Origin of the sequence: Phytobacter diazotrophicus (assembly GCF_052061655.1) — a bacterium.
In the GTDB taxonomy this organism is placed as follows: Bacteria; Pseudomonadota; Gammaproteobacteria; order Enterobacterales; family Enterobacteriaceae; genus Phytobacter; species Phytobacter diazotrophicus.
On the sequence record NZ_CM125428.1, the window covers coordinates 3677433 to 3697951 of the forward strand.

General features: G+C 52.7%; 16 protein-coding genes. 3 read left to right on the plus strand and 13 right to left on the minus strand.

Annotated elements, in window-relative coordinates; all coding sequences use genetic code 11:
- The first annotated feature begins 393 nt into the window (after nt 1–393).
- Both ACS0RQ_RS18025 and ACS0RQ_RS18030 read left to right on the plus strand, forming a co-directional pair.
- Complete coding sequence (locus ACS0RQ_RS18025) at nt 394–1494, plus strand: porin (protein WP_039078566.1); 1101 nt, start codon at nt 394–396, stop codon at nt 1492–1494.
- Between the two features lie 185 nt (nt 1495–1679).
- Nucleotides 1680–2870: an amino acid aminotransferase gene (locus ACS0RQ_RS18030; RefSeq protein WP_271850931.1), complete on the plus strand. Its 1191-nt coding sequence runs from the start codon at nt 1680–1682 to the stop codon at nt 2868–2870.
- A 46-nt stretch (nt 2871–2916) separates the two neighbouring features.
- Here ACS0RQ_RS18030 and ACS0RQ_RS18035 read toward each other — a convergent pair whose 3' ends face one another.
- The 7 genes from ACS0RQ_RS18035 to cmoM form a co-directional block, all read right to left on the minus strand.
- Nucleotides 2917–3564, minus strand: coding sequence for an MBL fold metallo-hydrolase (locus ACS0RQ_RS18035; protein WP_039078564.1), 648 nt, complete (start codon nt 3562–3564; stop codon nt 2917–2919).
- 27 nt (nt 3565–3591) lie between these two features.
- On the minus strand, nt 3592–4140 hold the full coding sequence (gene mepK, locus ACS0RQ_RS18040; protein ID WP_039078563.1) for a peptidoglycan L,D-endopeptidase MepK: 549 nt from the start codon (nt 4138–4140) through the stop codon (nt 3592–3594).
- 186 nt (nt 4141–4326) lie between these two features.
- On the minus strand, nt 4327–6186 hold the full coding sequence (ldtD, locus tag ACS0RQ_RS18045) for a L,D-transpeptidase (RefSeq protein WP_271850932.1): 1860 nt from the start codon (nt 6184–6186) through the stop codon (nt 4327–4329).
- A gap of 178 nt (nt 6187–6364) precedes the next feature.
- The gene (mukB, locus tag ACS0RQ_RS18050) at nt 6365–10813 is read right to left on the minus strand and encodes a chromosome partition protein MukB (RefSeq protein ID WP_039078561.1); all 4449 of its coding nucleotides are present in this window, start codon (nt 10811–10813) and stop codon (nt 6365–6367) included.
- Complete coding sequence (gene mukE / locus ACS0RQ_RS18055) at nt 10813–11517, minus strand: chromosome partition protein MukE (RefSeq protein ID WP_039078560.1); 705 nt, start codon at nt 11515–11517, stop codon at nt 10813–10815. The genes mukB and mukE overlap by 1 nt, the downstream gene beginning before the upstream one ends.
- Nucleotides 11498–12820, minus strand: a complete 1323-nt coding sequence (mukF, locus tag ACS0RQ_RS18060; RefSeq protein ID WP_271850933.1) for a chromosome partition protein MukF — start codon at nt 12818–12820, stop codon at nt 11498–11500. Before mukF ends, mukE begins: the two co-directional genes overlap by 20 nt.
- Nucleotides 12813–13607 (minus strand): tRNA uridine 5-oxyacetic acid(34) methyltransferase CmoM, encoded by a 795-nt coding sequence (gene cmoM, locus ACS0RQ_RS18065; RefSeq protein ID WP_271850934.1) that lies wholly within the window; start codon nt 13605–13607, stop codon nt 12813–12815. Before cmoM ends, mukF begins: the two co-directional genes overlap by 8 nt.
- Before the next feature lie 117 nt (nt 13608–13724).
- On the opposite strand from cmoM, the gene elyC reads away from it, so the two are divergent.
- Entirely contained in the window at nt 13725–14504 is a 780-nt protein-coding gene (gene elyC, locus ACS0RQ_RS18070) for an envelope biogenesis factor ElyC (protein WP_334632915.1), read from the plus strand.
- Here the strand turns inward: elyC and ACS0RQ_RS18075 are convergent.
- The 6 genes from ACS0RQ_RS18075 to msbA form a co-directional block, all read right to left on the minus strand.
- Nucleotides 14481–15374 (minus strand): YcbJ family phosphotransferase, encoded by an 894-nt coding sequence (locus tag ACS0RQ_RS18075; protein WP_271850936.1) that lies wholly within the window; start codon nt 15372–15374, stop codon nt 14481–14483. The two genes, elyC and ACS0RQ_RS18075, sit on opposite strands and share 24 nt — an antisense overlap.
- Nucleotides 15375–15513: 139 nt before the next feature.
- Entirely contained in the window at nt 15514–16260 is a 747-nt protein-coding gene (gene kdsB, locus ACS0RQ_RS18080) for a 3-deoxy-manno-octulosonate cytidylyltransferase (protein ID WP_271850937.1), read from the minus strand.
- Nucleotides 16257–16439 carry a Trm112 family protein gene (locus ACS0RQ_RS18085; protein ID WP_039078554.1) on the minus strand — a complete coding sequence of 61 codons (183 nt, stop codon included), beginning with the start codon at nt 16437–16439 and terminating at the stop codon, nt 16257–16259. The genes kdsB and ACS0RQ_RS18085 overlap by 4 nt, the downstream gene beginning before the upstream one ends.
- 54 nt (nt 16440–16493) lie before the next feature.
- The gene (locus ACS0RQ_RS18090; RefSeq protein WP_271850938.1) at nt 16494–17723 is read right to left on the minus strand and encodes a winged helix-turn-helix domain-containing protein; all 1230 of its coding nucleotides are present in this window, start codon (nt 17721–17723) and stop codon (nt 16494–16496) included.
- A 42-nt stretch (nt 17724–17765) separates the two neighbouring features.
- Complete coding sequence (lpxK, locus tag ACS0RQ_RS18095) at nt 17766–18743, minus strand: tetraacyldisaccharide 4'-kinase (RefSeq protein ID WP_039078552.1); 978 nt, start codon at nt 18741–18743, stop codon at nt 17766–17768.
- Nucleotides 18740–20488, minus strand: coding sequence for a lipid A ABC transporter ATP-binding protein/permease MsbA (msbA, locus tag ACS0RQ_RS18100; protein ID WP_271850939.1), 1749 nt, complete (start codon nt 20486–20488; stop codon nt 18740–18742). The genes lpxK and msbA overlap by 4 nt, the downstream gene beginning before the upstream one ends.
- Between the last annotated feature and the right edge of the window lie 31 nt (nt 20489–20519).

Sequence of the window (20519 nt, forward strand, 5' to 3'; positions counted from 1 at the left end):
AATCGCACAGCTTTCCAGACGGCTAAAAAGGTCAGTGAGAAAAAGTAAGATGAGAATGATTCCTGTACAAGATTCACCCTTATCTCAATTAAACATAAGCAATTCATATATATAGTTATGAGGTCGTTGTTTTTGACAACGATCGCTCCCGAACTTTGAGGTGGTTCACAAAGTTCCTTAAAATACATAAATTCTTACACATAATTGCTTTTTGTAACCTCTTTAAGACATTTGTAGCACTTTCAGGCTAGCGAAACGATTATATGAATGGAAAGATGCCTCTCAGACACAGAAAGACACCAAACTCTCATCAATAGTTCCGTAAATTTTTATTGACGGAATTTATTGGCGGCAGTGGCAGGTGTACAAAAAAACCAATGAGGGTAATAAATAATGATGAAGCGCAATATCCTGGCAGTGGTTATCCCTGCCCTGCTGGTAGCTGGTGCAGCTAACGCTGCAGAAGTTTACAACAAAAACGGCAACAAACTGGACCTGTACGGTAAAGTTGTTGGTGAGCACGACTTCGTGACCTCTGGTGACAACACCAACAGCAACGACAACACCTACGCTCAGATTGGTTTCAAAGGCGAAACTCAGATCAACAGCGATGTAACCGGTTACGGTCAGTGGGAATACCGTGCGCTGGCAAGCGATGCAGAAGGTTCACAGGGTACCCGTAACCGTCTGGCTTTCGCAGGTATCAAAGTTAACAACGCTGGTTCTCTGGACTATGGTCGTAACTACGGTATCGTCTACGACGTAGAATCTTACACCGACGTTGCCCCATCTTTCTCTGGCATGACATGGGCTAACTACTCTGATAACTTCATGACTGGCCGTACTACTGGCGTCCTGACCTATCGTAACACCGACTTCTTTGGTCTGGTTGATGGTCTGAGCATGGGTATCCAGTACCAGGGTAAAAACGATCGTACTGACGTTAAAACCTCTAATGGCGACGGCGTTGGTTACTCTCTGGGTTACTCCTTCGCAGAAGGCTTTAGCGTAATCGGCGCTTACAGCAACTCTGACCGTACTAACCGTCAGACTGTAGACGGTAAAGGTGAGAAGGCAGAAGCATGGGCTGTTGGTGCGAAATACGACGCAAACAACATCTACCTGGCAACTGTTTATTCCGAAACTCGCAACATGACTCGCGAAGCTGACGGTACTTTTGCTAACAAAACTCAGAACTTCGAAGCAATGGCTCAGTACCAGTTCGACTTCGGTCTGCGTCCGTCCCTGTCCTACGTTCAGTCTAAAGGCAAGGACCTGGCAGGTCGTACAGCTAATGGCGCAACTTTCGCTGGCGGCAACGAAGATCTGCAGAAATATGTTGAAATCGGTGCGTACTACTACTTCAACAAAAACTTCAACATCTATGTTGACTACCAGCTGAACTTGATCGACAAGAGCGATTACAGCCAGGCCGTTGGTATCGTGAATGGTCGTGATGACCAGGTTGCGATGGCTGTGACTTACCAGTTCTAATCAGCACACCTCGTTATTATATGCGTGAAAAACAGGGCTTCGGCCCTGTTTTTTTATTGTCTCGCCGCCAAAAAGACTAACTTCTAAAAAGACGCACGCTTTTTATCGCAAACGGTTGGCAATTGTCACATCAACCGTTAACCTGATAACGGATTTCCCTTCTGTCATCATAATGGAACCTCGTCATGTTTGAGAATATTACCGCTGCCCCTGCTGACCCTATTCTGGGTTTGGCCGATCTGTTTCGCGCCGATGAACGTCCTGGCAAAATCAACCTTGGTATTGGTGTCTATAAAGACGAAACCGGGAAAACGCCGGTACTGACCAGCGTTAAAAAAGCGGAGCAGTATCTGCTGGAAAACGAAAACACAAAAAATTACCTCGGCATCGACGGTATTCCTGAGTTTGGTCGTTGCACGCAGGAACTGCTATTCGGCAAAGGCAGCGCGATTATTAATGACAAACGTGCGCGCACCGCGCAGACCCCGGGCGGTACGGGTGGCCTGCGTGTTGCCGCTGATTTCCTGGCGAAAAACACCTCAGCAAAACGTATTTGGGTAAGTAATCCAAGCTGGCCGAACCATAAAGGCGTGTTTAACTCCGCCGGCCTTGAAGTGTGTGATTACGCCTATTATGACGCGCAAAACCACGCGCTGGATTTCGACGGCATGGTTGCAAGTCTCGAAGCCGCGCAAGCGGGTGATATCGTACTGTTCCACGGTTGCTGTCATAACCCGACCGGTATCGATCCGACGCTTGAGCAGTGGGAGACACTGGCCAAATTGTCCATTGAAAAAGGCTGGCTGCCGCTGTTCGATTTTGCCTATCAGGGTTTCGCCCGCGGTCTGGAAGAAGACGCAGAAGGTCTGCGCGCCTTTGCCGCGCTGCATAAAGAATTGATCATCGCCAGTTCCTTCTCGAAAAACTTCGGTCTGTACAATGAACGTGTCGGTGCCTGTACGCTGGTGGCCGCGGACCAGGAGACAACAGACCGTGCATTCAGCCAGATGAAGTCAACTATCCGCGCTAACTACTCTAACCCGCCGGCTCATGGTGCCTCCGTTGTGGCAACGATCCTGAGCAACGATGCGCTACGTGCCATCTGGGAACAAGAATTGACAGACATGCGCCAGCGCATTCAGCGTATGCGTCTGCTGTTTGTAAATACCCTGCAAGAAAAAGGGGCGGATCGCGATTTCAGCTTTATCACCCGTCAGAACGGCATGTTCTCTTTTAGCGGCCTGACCAAAGAGCAGGTGCTCCGTCTGCGTGAAGAGTTCGCTATCTACGCGGTTGCATCAGGACGTATTAACGTTGCGGGCATGACACCGGATAACATGTCGCCGCTGTGTGAAGCTATCGTCGCGGTGTTATAAACGACAATAGATAATAAAAAAGGTCGCGAATGCGACCTTTTTTGTTTTACCAGACCGGCAGTTCATCCTGCAGGAAAGGGTTATGTAGCCGCTCGTTGCCAAGCGTGGACATCGGGCCGTGACCAGGAATAAAGGTCACATCATCCCCCAGAGGCAACAGTTTGGTTTTGATGGCATCAATCAACTGCCCATGATTGCCTTTCGGGAAATCACTGCGCCCTACGCCGCCTTTAAAGATAACGTCGCCGGACACCAACAGCCGGGATTGCGCATCAAAGAAAACCACGTGTCCTGGCGTATGCCCGGGGCAATGCAAAACATCCAGTCTCACATTGCCTACGCTCACCGTGTCGCCTTCGTTTAACCAACGATCCGGCGTCAGCGGCTGGCAGTCATCCAGACCAAACATACGACTTTGGGCGGGTAGCCCTTGCAGCCAGAACTCATCTTCTTTTTCCGGACCAATCACTGGCACGCCATAGTGCTGCGCCAGCTCGGCAGCCGCACCAACATGATCAAGATGACCATGGGTAAGCAGTATTTGCGTTAACGTCACGCCGGAGGCTGCCACTTCCTGTTTGATGCGTTCAGCATCGCCACCGGGATCCACTATTGCTGCCAGCCGGGTTTGCTCACACCAGACTAACGAGCAGTTCTGGGAGAAGGCGGTAACCGGAATAATACGATAGTTCATACTGCTCCTGTCTCTTTTAACTGAGTTTTACCAGTGCCGTAGCGGCCCGGTATCAATATGCACAAAGTTGCTGCTGGGGTAATATCCTACACCACCTGCACGCATAGATAACGCAGCTTTGCGAATATTGCTCAGAGAAATCCCTTCGATATGGAAATCCATCGCCTGTCCTTTGGTGTGATAGCTTTTTTTGGCAACACCAGAACTGTGGGCGCGGAGTTCGTTATTCGTGTCGACAGAACGGTATCCCGAGACCAATTGCACCGGTTTGCTTGTTCCTAACAAACCTTGCAGGCGATAAAGTTGATCAAACAGTCGTGGATCGATGGTTTTAATTTTATTCGCGCGATAATCACGGAAAAAATGGTTGAGCTTTGCTAATTCATCCTGAATATAGCCCCGGCCATCGAAAAACTGCGCCTTAATTGTTTCTCCAGTATGGAGATTATTCAGCGTTAAAATACGCGGACGTGGGGTGGAAAGGGTTGCAAATGCTTGTTGAGGTAAGATGGCTGCACCAAGGGCAATACCACCTAACGCCAACAATTTGCGGCGATTAGCGTCAAATTTGTCCATGATAATCAGGTCTGCAAGATAACAAAGTGATCGTAATTTATGCACTTTTATTGCGCACGAAAGGCACCTTACCGGGCAAAAACGTCTGCGTCAAGGTAGCCAAACCCCAGCAAAGACGGGCCTTACAGCAGATCCGGCCCGTTTTCGCTAATTATTACGACAATGTTATTTCCCGAACTGCTTCATTTACCTGATTAATTGTTCGGCTTTCTCCAGGATTTGTGCGCCAGATCGCGCCGTCAGATCATAATTGTAAATATCTGTACGATATTGGGTACGACCATCTTCGCCAACAAATGCGGTCAAATAATAAAGATTCACCGGTATATTTTGACGGATATTAACGTAACGGGTATCTCCTTGTTTTAATGCATCGGAAATCCGCGTGTCGTTCCATCCCGCATCCTGTAATAGCATATTGGCAAGCTCAGAGGCTTTATTCACCCTCACACAGCCTGAACTCAACGCTCGCGCATCTTTCTGGAAAAGATTATGGTTGGGTGTGTCATGAAGATAGATAGCGTCAGAGCTCGGCATATTGAACTTATAGCGGCCGAGCGAGTTTTGCGCGCCCGGCGCCTGCTGGAACCGGAAAGGCAGATTAGATGGCGTGATGGTTGCCCAATCCACCATCGTCGGGTCAATAGCCTCTTTACTGTTCCAGCCACGCAGCACGGTATAACCATGCCGTTCCAGATAGCCCGGGTCATTCCATACTTTCGGTAGAATATCTTTGCGTGCCAGCGTAGGTGGAACGTTCCACGGCGGGTTAACCACCACGTTATTCAGCGCACTGCTCATCATCGGCGTTTTGCGATCCGGCCGCCCGACAATCACGCGGGAGGCCAGCACCTGGTTGCCGTTCAGATAATAGACCAGCGAATATTCCGGGATGTTAACCATAATCCCCGTGGATAGTTTACCCGGCAGCAAACGCAGACGCTGAATATTCAGCGCCAGAACGCCGGCGCGCTGGGCTGGGGTTACATTCAACCAGTCGCGGGTCGACTGCCCAATCACGCCGTCGGCATGCAGCCCCTGAGCGGCCTGGAAGCGTTTGACTGCGGCAACTAACTGGCGGTCATAGTCGCTGCTGAGCGTACTTGCCGGTTTCGCTTTTTTGGTCAACTGCGCCGTTGTTGTTCCCGCCGTATCAACCGCGATGGCAGACGGACTGACGACGCTGCTCGTTGCATCATCGCCAGGCAGCGCGATTTTCGGCGCATCATCCATCATGCCGCTACGTTGCAGGATTTCACGCAGCGCGGGTACATCCCTGCTCTTCTGTCCGGGACGCAGTGAAACGGTACTGGTCAACTGTGGCCACGGTGAATTGTCTGCCACCAGCGTCAGTAAAGACTGATGCATCGCAGCATACTGCGGATGATGAGGTGCAAGGGTTTCGATAAATTGCGGCAGGTTGCCTTTATCCAACGCTAATTGCCACTGATTGATTACCGACAGGGGCGGTGTTTCCAGCGTGTAAGGTTTACTGCTGTAGAGCCAGCGGTTGCCTTTCACCGGAATACCGGCGACGAAATGCAGATATCCCATCATGGCGTCCGATAACACCAAATCCCGCGCCATTCCTGAGATATTCGGATCGGTCAACAGCCCAACCCAGGTCGTGAATTGCGGCTGGAAACCGGCAATCGCGACTTCGGCGAGTTGTTGCTGAAAAGCCTGAACGGCATCACGATTATCCCACATCGGCTTCATTTCACGCGCCGCATACAACGCGGAAAGCGAATCCATGTAGACCGGTGTCCAGTTCGCAGGCAAAAGTGCCTGCAATGCGCTACGCGCGTTAGCAGGCGCATCTGCTGCCGGATAAGGCTGCAAGCCTGCCATCATTGCCGTCGCAGGCGACTGTTCCAGCGGCTGCGATAATGCCGTGGGTTGATCGCCAAGCGTCGCGGAACTGTCAACCGGTACCACCTCAGGCTCATCGGCCTGGGCCTGAGCGCTAAACAGCGGAGCAAATGCGAATGCCAGACATACACTCAATGTCGACATCCGACGACCATACGATTTCTTAAGCAACATCCCTTGCCCCCTGTTTCTTCATTACACTCACAATGCTCTTTCTATCAGTATATAAAGACAAAAAAGCATTTGCCTTACCAAATGTAAAGAAGTTTAAAGAAGAGCCTGTGGTCGGGTGAGGTGTTTCAGAAAAGAAAAAGGGCGGCATCTCTGCCACCCTTATTGTTTAGGCGAACCGTTAAGAAGCGTCTGCCGTACCAGGTAATGTCTCCGGTAGCTGAGCCGCGAAACCACGCAGGCCCACAACGTGAACATGCTCATGGTTCTGGAAGACTTTACGCACCAGTTTATACGTGGTGCCTTTTTCCGGGCTGATGTTCTCCGGAGCCGCAATAATCAATTGCATTTCAAGGCGTTCGCAGAGTTCGAACAAGGTTGCGATGGAGCGGGCATCCAGACGTGCTGCCTCATCGAGGAACAACAAGCGGCATGGCGAAATATCTTTACCACGCAGACGTCGCGCCTCGTCTTCCCAACTCTGGACAACCATCACGAGGATAGACATCCCGGTACCGATGGCCTCACCGGTCGACAGGGCCCCGGATTCCGCACGCAGCCAGCCATCCGAACCACGGTTGACCTCCACTTCCATCTCAAGATAGTTGCGGTAATCAAGCAGCTCTTCGCCGATGGTTTGCGGCGTACGCTGGCCAAGATCGATTTGCGGATTCAGGCGTTGATACAGTTTCGCCAGTGCTTCGGAGAAGGTCAGGCGATTGCTGTTAAACAGATCCTGATGCTGCTCATGCTGCTCGGAAAGCACCGTCAACAACATTGCATGACTCTCGCGGACGTTAACATTCAAACGGACACTGTGTACCTGACCGAAGGAGACGTTTTGCAGCCCCTGGTTAAGTTGACGGATACGGTTCTGTTCGCGCTGAATCGTTTTGCGAATGATATTCGCCACGCTACGAGAGCTGATCGCCAGTTTCTGCTCGCGGGAGGTTAGCTCTTCCGTCAGACGGCTGAGTTCAATCTCCATCTGTTCGATAGCTTCAACCGGATCGTCAGTACGAATAATATCCTGGCGGATACGCTCGCGCAGATGCTGGTAAACCGCGACAAAGAACTGAATCTTACGCTCCGGACGTTTCGGATCTTCCGACATACGCAGCACATCACGCAGATGTTCGTTGTCCGCCACGGCGAGGCGCAACGCACCTAACGCCTTATCCGACATGGAACGCAGTTCGTCACCAGAAAGGTAAGCCAGTTCACGACGATGCAAACGGCGTTCAACGCCGTTATCTTTCACCATTCGCATCACCGCACACCAGCCTGCTTTCGCCGTGACGACCTGTTCGCGCATCTCATGATAATCACGTTCAAGGCGACGCAACGCACGGGTCAGGTTATCCATTTCCGCTTCACAGAAGGTCAGCGCTTTTTCCAGTTGATTACGACGGGCACGGTTGCCGGACAACTGGGCATGCAGCTCGTCGCGACGAATACGCGCGCGCTCCTCCGCACCACTGTCGGCACGGACACCAATTTCCTGCAGCTCTTTTTGCAGATCGTTGAGCAGTTCTTTTTTGGTATCGAACGAGCTTTTCAGCGATGCCAATACCTGGTTGTACTGACTGAGCTGGGCCGCGTGGCTACGCAGCGCCTCACGCGTACGGCTACGTTCACGTTCTGCCTGCTCGAGCCGCTGACGCAGCTTCTCGTTGAGATCGTTATTGCCACTGAGCATTTCCGCAGAATCGGAATAGCTAAAGTGCGCCCGGCGCTGTACAACTTCGATCAGCGCAAATGCCTGCTGGCGTGCTTCACGCTGCACTTGCTGGGAGTACGCATAATCTTCTTTCAGTTGTTCATACTGTTCCGGGTCGTTTTGCAGCACCGAAACAACGGGCTCCAGTTTCGCCAGATGGTTGCCAAACTGTTGAATAAAACGCACGGCTTCCTGAGCTTCGTCCAGACGCTCCTGAATTTCATCAACGCGATCGGCAAGGGTTTCATCTGCCAGCAAGCTCAGGCGTGGCAGCAGGCGGTTAAGCTGAGCAACCCCCTCTTTCGCCTGCTCGAACTGCATGCGGTTCTGCTGGTTGTCATTCTCATGATTACTCAGCGCGCGCTCCAGTTCACCACGGCGTCCACTGAGCGTACGAATTTCAGCTTCCGGGTCTGGATCAAACGCAACGGCAAGATGGCTACCGATAAAACGGCTGAAGGCCTGATGCAGGCGCTGCGTTTTCTGCACGTCGAAGGATAATGTGGCAAAACGCTCGGCAAGCTCCTCACGTTCGGCGTGGAGCCCTTCGATACGGCTTTCACGTGCGGCACGACCAAACAGCGGCACTGACGGGAAACGGGAGTAGCGCCACTGACGATCGGCTATCTTAACCACCACCGCTTTTTCCAGCTCATCGACGCTGAACACACTGTCATCGAAAGATTGCGGATCCCCTTCAATCAGATAGAGGTCTTCCGGGCAATCCTCGAGCCCTTCAAGCTGTTCTGAAATGAGGGAGAGGTCCGGGACCACGATCGCGTGACGTGATGGGCCATACAACGCGGAAAAATAGGGCGCATCGTCAAGGCTAACGTCATCGTAAATTTCAGAGAGCAGTACACCGCCAAAGCGTTCAGCCAGCGTGTTAAGACGCCCGTCTTCGGAGCCACCTGGCTGACTCAGACGTTCGATTTCTTCGTCCACCGCACGCTTGCGTGCCCCGACTTCATCGCGTTCAACGATAGCTTCGCGTTCACGCTCCAGCAACTGTTGCAGGTATTCCGTCACTTGCTGGCCGGATTCAAACTGCTCGCCGCTCTGCTCACACAACTGGGTCAGGCTGCTTTGCGCTGCCAGCCAAATCGGTGCGCGCTGGGTCAATATTTGGATGCGTGACTGTAGCTGTTCCAGCTCCTGGCGCAACGCCATACGCTGCTCACCGGCCATTGCCACATTCTCGGAAAGCGCGGCAATTTGAGCCTCCAGCTCATGATGCAGAGCCTCAAGCTCGTCAGCATCGTACTGTTTATTCTGCCGTTTGCAGAATTCCGCCAGCATGCGTTCAGCATCCTGTTGCTCACGCAGACGCTGTTCCAGTTCGTTCAGACGCGCTCGCAGCGATGGCGCCTGTTCTGCCAGATGACGCTGGTTTACCCCTTCTCGTAAAAGGTCACGTGCGACATCCCAGGCTTCATCACGGGCCAGCGGACCATTGATAGCGACGACCAACTGGTAAGCTTGTTCAAACTGGCTGTGCGCGGTTTGCGCCACGCTCATACGTTGGTCAAGCGACAGGAGTTTCTCTGTAGCTTCCTGCTCTTTCGCCTGGAAGGTTTCCAGCCATTCGTCTGCCGTTTCTGCCGTCAGGTTCGGTAGCTGGCAAAGTTCTTTTGCACGCTGTAAGGCCTGTTGTGCCTGATTGTACTGAATCGCGCGGGTTTGCTGCACATCCAGAGCCTGTTGGTAGTCGGCAAGCTGGTTTTTCAGCTCATCCACTTCCAGTTCAGCGGCCTCGGCGCGCGCTTCGTTCTCTTCCTGATGATCGGTAGCTTCGGCCACCACTTCATTTTGTTCTTCAAGGCGGATTTGCAGTTCGTCCAGATCCGACTCGTAGCGCTCAATTTTTTCCTGCTGGCGCAGCGCGGTCTGCACCAGGTTCAGGTGATCGCTGGCGGCCTGATAGTCAGCCTCAAGATCCCCTTCTGCCCCGGTGTGTTCTGCCAGTTCGCGCGCCATATCGACATGTTTGTATTGCTCAGCCGCCAGCTTTTGCCGTGAACTGAACAGATCGCGACGGAATGTCAGCGCCTGATCGAGGTGAATACGTCGTTCGTTGGCATGGCGCATGTAATCCGCCGCCACATAGTTGGTCGCTTCACTGATCAAATGTTTGAACAGATCGCGATCCGACTGGGTAACGCGAATCGCTTCCAGCGTCATGCGGTTTTCGCGCAGTGCCGCTTCCATATCCTGGAAGGCTTTACGTACACCGCTATTTTCCGGCAAGAGATAGTCGCGCAGAGAACGGGTGATCGCACTGGAGATACCGCCATACAGTGACGCTTCGATCAGGCGATAGAATTTGCTGCGATCGGATGCTGAGCGCAAGCGACGTGCGACGATGCCCAAATCGAACATCAGAGAATGATAATCGGTGATGGAGTTGAACTGCTTAAACTGCACCCCTTCCATCGCATCCAGCTTTTCCTTCACTTCCTGCAACGGCAGCACGCGCGCCTGACGCTCGTTAAGCGTTTCTGTCAGCAGTTGTGTCGGCTGAACCGCCGTTGGCAGCCCCTGAATAGCGAACGGTTTGATATCGACTTTACGATCGCGACCGGCCACCTGTTGCAGGCGAACCCCCACCAGCACGCGCTGATGACGCGAGTTGATCACATCAAGAACAGAGTAGCAGACACCGGCTTTCAGTTTACCGTGCAGGCCTTTGTCACGAGAGCCTGACGTCGCGCCTGCCTCGGTGGTGTTACGGAAGTGCAGCAGCGTTAAGTCCGGGATAAGCGCGGTGACGAACGCCGCCATGGTGGTGGATTTACCGGCACCGTTTCCTCCGGACAACGTGGTCACCAGTTCGTCCAGGTCAAACGTACGGGCAAAAAAACCGTTCCAGTTAATCAGCGTCAGTGAGCGAAATTTACCGCGATCAATCATTATTCTTCCTCTCCACTATCCGGCTGATTGTCTTCGTTCTCATCATTGAGCTGCAGGTGATTTTCTACAGGCATGGCTTCACCGTCGCGAATCAAGCGCCGCTGAGCCTCACGTGCATCGTCACCGGAGCGCACATCCGCGCCGAAGCGGAACACAGACTCGGTAATACGAAACTTGCTGCTGTCGTTACCCATAAACCAGATCATGCCAAGACGACGCAGGCGGTTCAGGGAGGAACGCACTTTTTCCTGTAATTTTTGGCGATCCAAATCAGAACCGGTTGAGCGGTTGTTCACCAGCTTCAACAGTTTGGCTTCGTCTGCCAGCGCCATCAGCTCGTCATACAGCTCCTGCTGAGTGAAGATGCCTTCATTGGCCAGACGTTCCGGGCTGAGATAGAGGTAACAAAGAATTTTACCGACCATCATATCCAGTTCAGACAGCACCGAGCGTGGGATAAGCGTTGTCGAGCGTGGGCGCAGGTAGAAAAAACCTTCTGGCGCCCGGATCAACTCAACGTTGTAACGCCCGTAAAACTCCTCCAGAAATTCCTGGAAATCCATTAAAAAGGCGTGATTATCCAGCTCATCAAGGCCGATGTGGCGGCCTGAGCGCAGCGCACTGTCGAGCGCCGGAAAGAGTGGGTTTGCCAACGCCTGGGCCAATTTGATCGGCATCACTTGTTCAATATTTGTCAATGACATGCGCCTGTACCTTGGCTCCGTAATCATTAATCGGCTGCCATTTTGCTGGCAGGCCGGTGAAATCTGCTTGCGCTACGCCGAGGCGTACCGCCTGATCAATGACGATCCGCGCGATATCAAAATGCCGCGCGCGCGGGTACCGCGCCAGATATTCGCGTACAACCAGCCCAAGATCCAGTGGAGCTTGTCTGGTTTTATATATCGCCAGTTGTTCTTCGATCATCGCCGCAAGTTGTTCGCGGATTTCGTTGAACTCTTCATATTCCAGGTCAGGCGGAAGCTCACCTGTAACCTCGGCATCGCTCAACGCAATCTCTTCATCGCGCATATCCAGCAGCCTGTCGGCGTTCGCATAGGTCAATGCCCAGGGAGCATCGAAGTAACCCTGTACCGACTGGCGCAAACGCTGGGCAAATACGCGGTTTTTATCCATATCGATAGCGGTACGAATAAACTTGTGTACGTGGCGATCATAGCCAATCCACAAATCGATAGCCTGCTGTCCCCAACTGACGATGCGGTCCAGTTTGCTCTGTAAATCAAAAACCAGCCGGTCGACAAACTCCAGATCGTTATGCGCCAGCGTCGCTTCCTGGATACGTAATAAGTTCGCCTGCAGCTTATCCCCTGCCGCCTCCAGCGTATCCTGTAATTCACGCAGCGTACCGGAGGTTTCGGAGAGTAACAGCTCACAACTTGAAATAGCCGCACGCCAGTCTTTATTCAATAACTGAGCGATGTCATCTTTGACTAACTGCTGCTGCTCATCCATCACACGCTGCGTGAGATCGATGCTGTCGAAAATTTCTGCCACCGAGTATTTCAGCGGCGCATAGACGTTGCGATGCCAGTGGAATTCATCCCCACCCTCATCAGCGGCATCAGCAGCGCGTTTCAGTTCTCCCGCCACGATAGATAACTGCATGGACAGGCGCAGCGTAGAAAACTCGCGCTGGCGGATATAGTAATCGGTAATGCCAATGCCGAGCGGCGTCAGACGATAGATGGCATTACCGTCAGCCAGCTCGCTGGTAAAACGGTTTAACAGGCGCTGACGCACCATATCGTTTATCGCATTGTTCGCACGCTGAGCAATGGTTTCGCCACTTTGTTCAAATGCTTCGCTGACGTGGCGAAACGCATCAACAAGCTCTCCCTCGCTCATTTCGCCATCCAGGCGTTCACCGTTCAGCGTGGCAACCGCCAGCAAAAACGACAATCTGTCTACCGGAAGCGTGATAGAGAAATCGTTTTTCCTGGCCCAGGCAACCAGTTCGGGAACTGTCTGGGAAAATTCACTCATCGTTCATCCTTTCATCTCTCTGCGGCTTGAGCGCGGTCACATGGATATAACGCCCCAGGCTGATATACGGCTCCTGACGACAATATTGCGTTTCAAGTTCAAGCAAGGAGTCAAAACAGTCACGTTGTTGGTGTTTTTCGCGTAAGTAATCGTGAAACACCCGAACACCCGTTTTCCCCGTGATCTGCCAGCCAATCGCATTCAGCCAGCTATAGACTTCATCCGGATGTCGCGGATAATCTGGGGACAATGTGCGCTTTTTCTTTTTAGGCATACCCGCCAGCACATAGTCGAAATTACCTGCCACCATATTGTGCATCAACAGGCCATTAGCATTGTAAAACATCAACGACAACGTCCCTGCGGGCTTTAAAACCGACCACAGCGTTCGCAAAACGTCCACCGGTTCAGCGACCCATTCGAGTACAGCATGGAACAATATCAGATCGACGGGCGATTCCAAATGTCGCGCAATGTCCTGAGCAGGGCATTGTACAAAATGCATGTTACCGCTCACACCTTTCTCTTCTGCGGCTGCGGTAGCACGCGCAATCATCTCCTGCGACACATCACACAGCGTCACATGATGACCCCGTTCTGCCACACGAATCGCTGTCTGGCCTTCGCCGCCGCCCGCATCCAGAACACGAAGCGTGCGATCGCCCATTTCGGCGAGAACCCTATCCAAATCCTGCCAGAGGATCGCCTGACGCAGTTGACCTTTGGTCGTGCCATAGATATTGCGGGAGAATTTTTCCGCGATGTCATCGAAATTACGATCCTGCATGGCCGCTCCGCGATCCTGACAAAACCGCTATTTTGTCACAGCCGTGCTCAGAATGAACCCATCTGGTGTAAGATCCACGCAAAACGCCTGCTGTATGGTTAAAAAGGAGACGGACGCGTGCTTTTTACGCTCAAGAAATACATTGGCGGCCTGATGCTGCCCCTGCCGGCATTGCTTATATTGATTGGGATTGGGCTGTTGCTCGTTTGGTTCAGTCGCTGGCAAAAAACGGGCAAAGGCATCATTAGCGCAAGCTGGTTGATTCTTCTGCTACTGAGTCTACAACCCGTTGCGGACAAAATGCTCAAACCCATCGAGGATAGCTATCCCACCTGGCGCGGCGCAGAGACGGTCAAATATATCGTGGTTCTGGGTGGCGGCTATACCTGGAATGACGCCTGGGCACCAAGCTCAAATCTCATTAATAACAGCCTGCCACGTTTGAACGAGGGCATTCGCCTGTTACATCAGAATCCTGGTGCGAAATTAATCTTTACCGGTGCGGCGGCAAAAACGAACCCCATCAGTACAGCAGAAGCCGGAGCCAGAGTGGCGGAGAGCCTGGGCATACCGCGCGGCGATATCATCACCCTGGATTCACCGAAAGATACCGAAGAGGAAGCTGCCGCCGTCAAACAGGCTATTGGCGACGTACCTTTTTTACTGGTGACGTCCGCTTCGCATATGCCCAGAGCAATGGTTTTCTTCCGTAATGCGGGGCTCCCCCCCCTGCCCGCTCCCGCGAATCAGATGGCTATCGTTTCCCCTCTTAATCCCTGGGAACGCGCCATCCCGTCCCCGGTCTGGCTCATGCACAGCGACCGGGTCGGGTATGAAACACTGGGGAGGATTTGGCAATGGCTGAAAGGTGACTCAGGCAAGCCAGGGAAGGAGTGACTTAGACGCCAAATCAAAACTGGGGCGACTGAAGTGGCCCGTATTCACCAGTTTCGCCACTTCATCCCACAGCAAATAGAGCCAGCGCCGCCACATAAAGGATTCTGCGACCGGTGCGCGCTGGAGATAATGCCAGAACAGTCCTTCGGCGAGAGGACCATCCGCCAGGCGGAACAGCTCATATTCTCGCGGTGCCCAGAGCATAATACCCGGCCCGACCATAGCCAGAAGCTGGTCGCTCCGGGCATCTTTCAACATACTACGCAAATTGAAATTGCCATGCACCAGTACACAATTGTCGTTGAAACCTTCGAACAGCAACGGCAGGCACTCCCTGGTGCGGAACAGGATACGTTTATCCTGCATCGTGAGCCCCGTATTGTGGTACTGATTCAGCGTGGTCCATAGTACTTCTACCCGCTGGCGATACCAGGAGGGCCAGATATTCTCCTGGGTATTGTCCACCATTCCCACACAGCCGTGGCTGTCCTGTCTGTGCCAGGACAGTAACCCTTCCACGATTTGATCTTTCAGATGTTCCCAGCGTTCGGGGGTACGTGCAGGTGCTTCAACCGGCACGCCGCGCAGGCGTTCCATAAGCAGGACATCTGGCCCTGGATGTTCTTCATGGGTCATTACGCCATACACGACAGGCATACGTACCGTGCCACTGCGTGCCAACATTGAGATTTTCCATGCCAGTTGACGAGCAAGGCCAGGGGTGGAAAAACTCCTCGCCAGTAATGGCATGGGATTTCCCTGGCTGTCATACAAGGACCATAACGTCGTATCAGGTCTCTCGCTGACACATTCCATGCGGCTCAGCTTTTCACCCAGCAGGTGGCTTAATTCAGCGCGCAGTTGTTCCATATCAGATTGCCCTCATGAAGACTACTGCTTTTATAATGAGCGCCGGATGACGGGATGTCACCTGATGAGATCAAATCAATACGAGAATTTGCTGGAAAAAAGCAAATCCCCTCAGAGTGAGGGGATTGAGAAGAGAAAATTAATGCATTTCAGCGCGCACGCGCACGAGATCTTCCTGCGTATCAACCCCTGTGCCCGGAACTTCCGTCGCAACAGCGACGTGAATTTTTTCGCCGTACCACAGCACGCGTAGCTGCTCCAGCATTTCGATATTTTCCAGCGGACTGGCTTCCCAATTTACATAACGACGGATAAAGCCGGCACGATAACCGTAAATACCGATATGACGCAGGAAGGTATCGCCAATTGTCTCACGAGAAACAGCAAAACGGTCACGATCCCACGGAATGGTCGCCCGCGAGAAATAGAGCGCATAACCTTGCACGTCGGTCACCACTTTTACCGCGTTCGGATTAAATGCTTCATCGGCATGATGAATCGGCACTGCCAGCGTAGCCATGCCAATGTCGCGAGTGGCCAGGTTTTCTGCCACCTGACGAATAATGGCCGGTGGGATCATCGGTTCGTCGCCTTGCACATTGACGATCACGGTGTCATCACTGAAACCACATTTTTCGACGACTTCGGCCAGACGCTCCGTTCCGGACTGATGATCGGCGCGGGTCATGCAAACCTCTCCACCCGCCGCTTCTACCGCACGCGCAACATCCGCATGGTCGGTCGCAACAATAATGCGCGCCGCCCCTGATTCACGCGCACGTTCCAGCACATGCACCACCATGGGTTTCCCATTGATATCAACCAAAGGTTTCCCCGGTAAACGGGTGGACGCGTAACGCGCTGGAATAATGACAACGAAACTCATGGCCGACTCTCTTCTTCTGTTAATGAGCGCGCTTCGTTTTCCAGCAGTACTGGAATGCCCTCGCGCACGGGATAAGCGAGGCTATCCACTTTGCAAATCAGTTCTTGTTTATCCTGGCTGTAATAGAGTTTGCCGTTACAAACCGGGCAGGCGATGATTTCCAGTAACCGATGATCCATATTTCCTCCTGGCGGACCTGACGCATGATCCGTAAATTTTAACATATTCATTGGTCAGGCTGCGTCGACTTCCAGCCCCTGACGATGCTCAATAAAAAGCCCTTCCGGCAGTTTTCCAAAGGTAACACGCTGCGCGCCTTGCCAGCGGGCAAAATCACCGATAGCGGTTAGAAGCCCATTTTCAAGCATGCGCCCCGGTTTTACACCGTTTTCCAGGTAGAGCGCAATGACCTCCAGCACCGCTTCTTTGCGATGCATTTTGGCATCCATTCGCCCGACCAGACGGCCACGATGCAATAGCGGCAGCACAAAATAACCGTACTGACGTTTTGGCGCAGGCGTATAGCACTCCAGCCGATAGCTAAAATCAAACAGTTGTTCCGCCCGTTTGCGATCCCACACAACCGGGTCGAAGGGTGAGAGCACAGCGCTATGGGTTGCCGTCAGTTTTCCGGCTGCCGCGAGTTCAAGCTGCGGCAATAAATCAGTATGCAGCCAGGCGGGGCCAAGCTTTTCGACATCCACCGGGACAATGTTGCCCTCTTCCTGGAGACGCTCAAGCAACAGAGGTAACGCAGGCTGGCGCAGACGGTAATAATCCGCGAGCCATTCAGCACGAAAGAGGCCCAGACTGCGTGCACTCTTCGCAAGCATAAGGTGCTCGGCCTCAGCCTGCGTTAATAAGTCACGCTCGTCATTCCAGTGTGGCATCACCCGATGAGTAAGATCATAAACGCGCTGGAAATTGCGGCGTTCGATAACCATCACCTTCCCTGCAGTAAACAATCCTTCCAGATGGCGCTTATGTGGCTTCCATTCCCACCAGCCGCTGGCCCCTTTACGCGGATGTTCAAAATCAGCCGAACGAACAGGACCGTTTTGCTGAATGTGTGCGATGAGCGCCTCAATTTCCTGCGCATGCTCTTGCATCCATGCCTCGCGATACTTCCAGCCCATCTTATCCGGGGCAAGCATACGATGGCGGAATAAGGCAAAATCGCTACGTGGTAAAAAGCAGGCTTCGTGCGCCCAGTACTCCATCAGTTCGCCATTTTTCAGCGCGTCATCAAGCCACTGGGTAGGATATTTGCCAAGACGGCTGAAAAGTACCAGATAGGGACTACGCGCCACAATGTTGATGGTATCAATTTGTAGCAACGACATACGTTGAATCGTCGTCAGGATGTCGCCAGGGGTGGCGCGACGGGATGGTTTTCTCAGTAAGCCCTGAGCGGCAAGATGAAGATGACGGGCCGTTTGCAGCGTGATTTGTGGCACAGACATAGGCTTCCCGGTCGTAGAACACGGCGCGCCCCGACAAGAGCGTCAGCGCACCAGATTTATGAGTTCCTGCAACAACTTCTCTGCTTGCTTATCCTCAAGATGCGCATCCACGGGCAGATACCACCAGTTATTTTCCGCAAAGGCGCGACACTTGACGGCATCTTTTTCCGTCATGATAAGCGTCTGCTCTGGCTCAAGCAGTGCCGCAACATCCTGCCGGGAAAGTGCCTGATGATCGGCCAGCGCAACGGTTTTCACCGGACGCGCGCCGCTTTCATGCAGCGTAGCAAAAAAACGCGGAGGATGACCAATTCCGGCCATTGCTACCAGATTTTGCAACGCATTGACATTACGGCGCTCACCGGTAAGTAAATTCACGGCCAACCCTGGCTGCAATCGCATGGCTATCTCGCCAGGCTGAGCAATGCCACCATTGGTGATCACTGCGTCAACGGTTTTAAGTCGCGATGCCCGCTCACGCATCGGCCCTGCGGGAAGCCACCAGCCGTTACCAAAACGTCGCACACCATCAATAACGACAATTTCTTTATCACGGTGCAGACGATAGTGCTGCAAGCCGTCGTCGGTGACGATCAGTTGCACAGGTGAGTCCGCCAGAAGTGCTTTAACGGCATCGACTCTGGCGGGAGACACAGCGACAGGCGCGCCCGTACGCTGAAAAATAAGCACTGGCTCATCACCTGCCTCGGTAGTCGTAGTTTCAGGGGTAAGCAACAGCGGGTAATGCGCGGCTTTACCGCCATACCCTCTGGAAACCACCCCTACCCGGATACCGCGCTGCTGTAACTGTTCAACCAGCCAGACAACTACCGGCGTTTTACCGTTGCCGCCCGCAGTCAGATTACCGACCACGACAACGGGAACGGGTGCCTGCCAGGCTTTTTTCAACCCCAGCCGCCAGCACAAACGAATAATGCCGCTGACCAGGCCATAGAGCCAGGACAGCGGTAATAACAACAGCCACAGCGGTGATTCACCGGACCAGATGCGCGCAATCATTCGCCAAACTGCATTTTATGCAACTGCGCATAGACACCAAGTTGCGCCAGAAGCTCGCTATGACTTCCACGCTCAACGATGCGCCCATCTTCTACCACCACGATTTCATCTGCCTGCTCGATCGTAGAAAGGCGGTGTGCAATCACCAGTGAGGTACGGTTTTTCTGCAATTCATTAAGCGCCGCCTGAATCGCACGCTCGGATTCCGTATCCAGTGCCGACGTTGCCTCATCCAGGATAAGAATGGGACTGTCACGCAACAGTGCACGGGCAATCGCAATACGCTGACGTTGGCCGCCGGAAAGCAGTACGCCGTTTTCACCGATAATGGTGTCCAGACCATTGTCCATCTTATTGATGAAATCCATGGCGTAGGCCATTTTCGCCGCCTGTTCGATCTGCTCACGGCTGTACTCTTCCGTACGGGCATAGGCAATGTTATTTGCCACAGTATCGTTGAAGAGGTGTACATTTTGCGAGACCAGTGCGACCTGGTTACGCAATGACGTCAGCTTATATTCACGCAGATCATGACCATCCATCAGGATCTGGCCTTTATCAATGTCATAGAAGCGCGTGATAAGGCTCGCCATGGTCGATTTACCCGAACCAGAACGGCCAACCAGTGCCACCGTTTTTCCTGCAGGAATACTCAGGTTGATATTACGCAGTGCAGGCGTCTCGCGCCCCGGATAAGTAAAGGTCACATCACGGAACTCAACGTCGCCTTTTGCACGTTCAATCACCAGCGTACCTTCGTCTTTTTCCTGCTCGCTATCCAGAATCGCGAACAGCGTCTGGCAGGCAGCCATCCCGCGCTGAAACTGGGCATTGACGTTGGTCAGCGATTTAAGCGGGCGCATCAGAGCAATCATTGATGAGAACACAACGGTAATAGTCCCTGCCGTCAGGGTATCCATCACGCTTGGGAAACTTGCGGCATAAAGCACAAATGCCAGCGCCAGTGAGGCAATAAGCTGAATGATCGGGTCAGAAATGGATGATGCAGAGACCATTTTCATGCCCTGCAGACGCATCTTATTGCTGACTTTCTCAAAGCGGCTGGTCTCTACTTCCTGACCGCCAAACATCAGCACTTCTTTATGCCCTTTCAGCATCTGCTCGGCACTGGTGGTCACCTGCCCCATCGTGTTTTGCATGTTTTTGCTGATATTGCGAAAACGCTTTGACACAACGCGAATAGCAAAAGAGACGATCGGCGCAAGTACAATGAGGATTGCCGACAGTTGCCAGCTGTAATAGAACATCATCACAAACAGACCGATGATAGATGCCCCTTCACGAACCACAGTGATCAGCGCACTGGAAGAGGAAGAAGCAACCTGTTCAGAGTCATAGGTAATGCGGGACAGGAGCGTCCCGGTAGATTGTTTGTCGAAGAAGGATACGGGCATCCCCATCATATGACCAAACAGGCGGCGGCGCATGGTCATCACCACCTTGCCAGAAACCCATGAAATACAGTAGCTGGATATATAGCTGGTGATGCCGCGTAAAATCATCAGCCCGATAACCACCAGTGGCATCCACAGCAACACTGAGCGGTCCGTTTTACCAAAACCATCATCCAGTAATGGTTTGAGGAGCGATAACATGAATGTATCGCTGGCTGCGTTGAGGATTAACGCTACTCCCGACACGATCAAACCCGTTTTAAACGGCGCAATGATGGGCCAAAGTCGGCGGAATGTCTGCCATGTAGAGAGATCTTTGTCGTTATGCATTCAAAAAACCAGCACTTGTTGAAATAGCCGC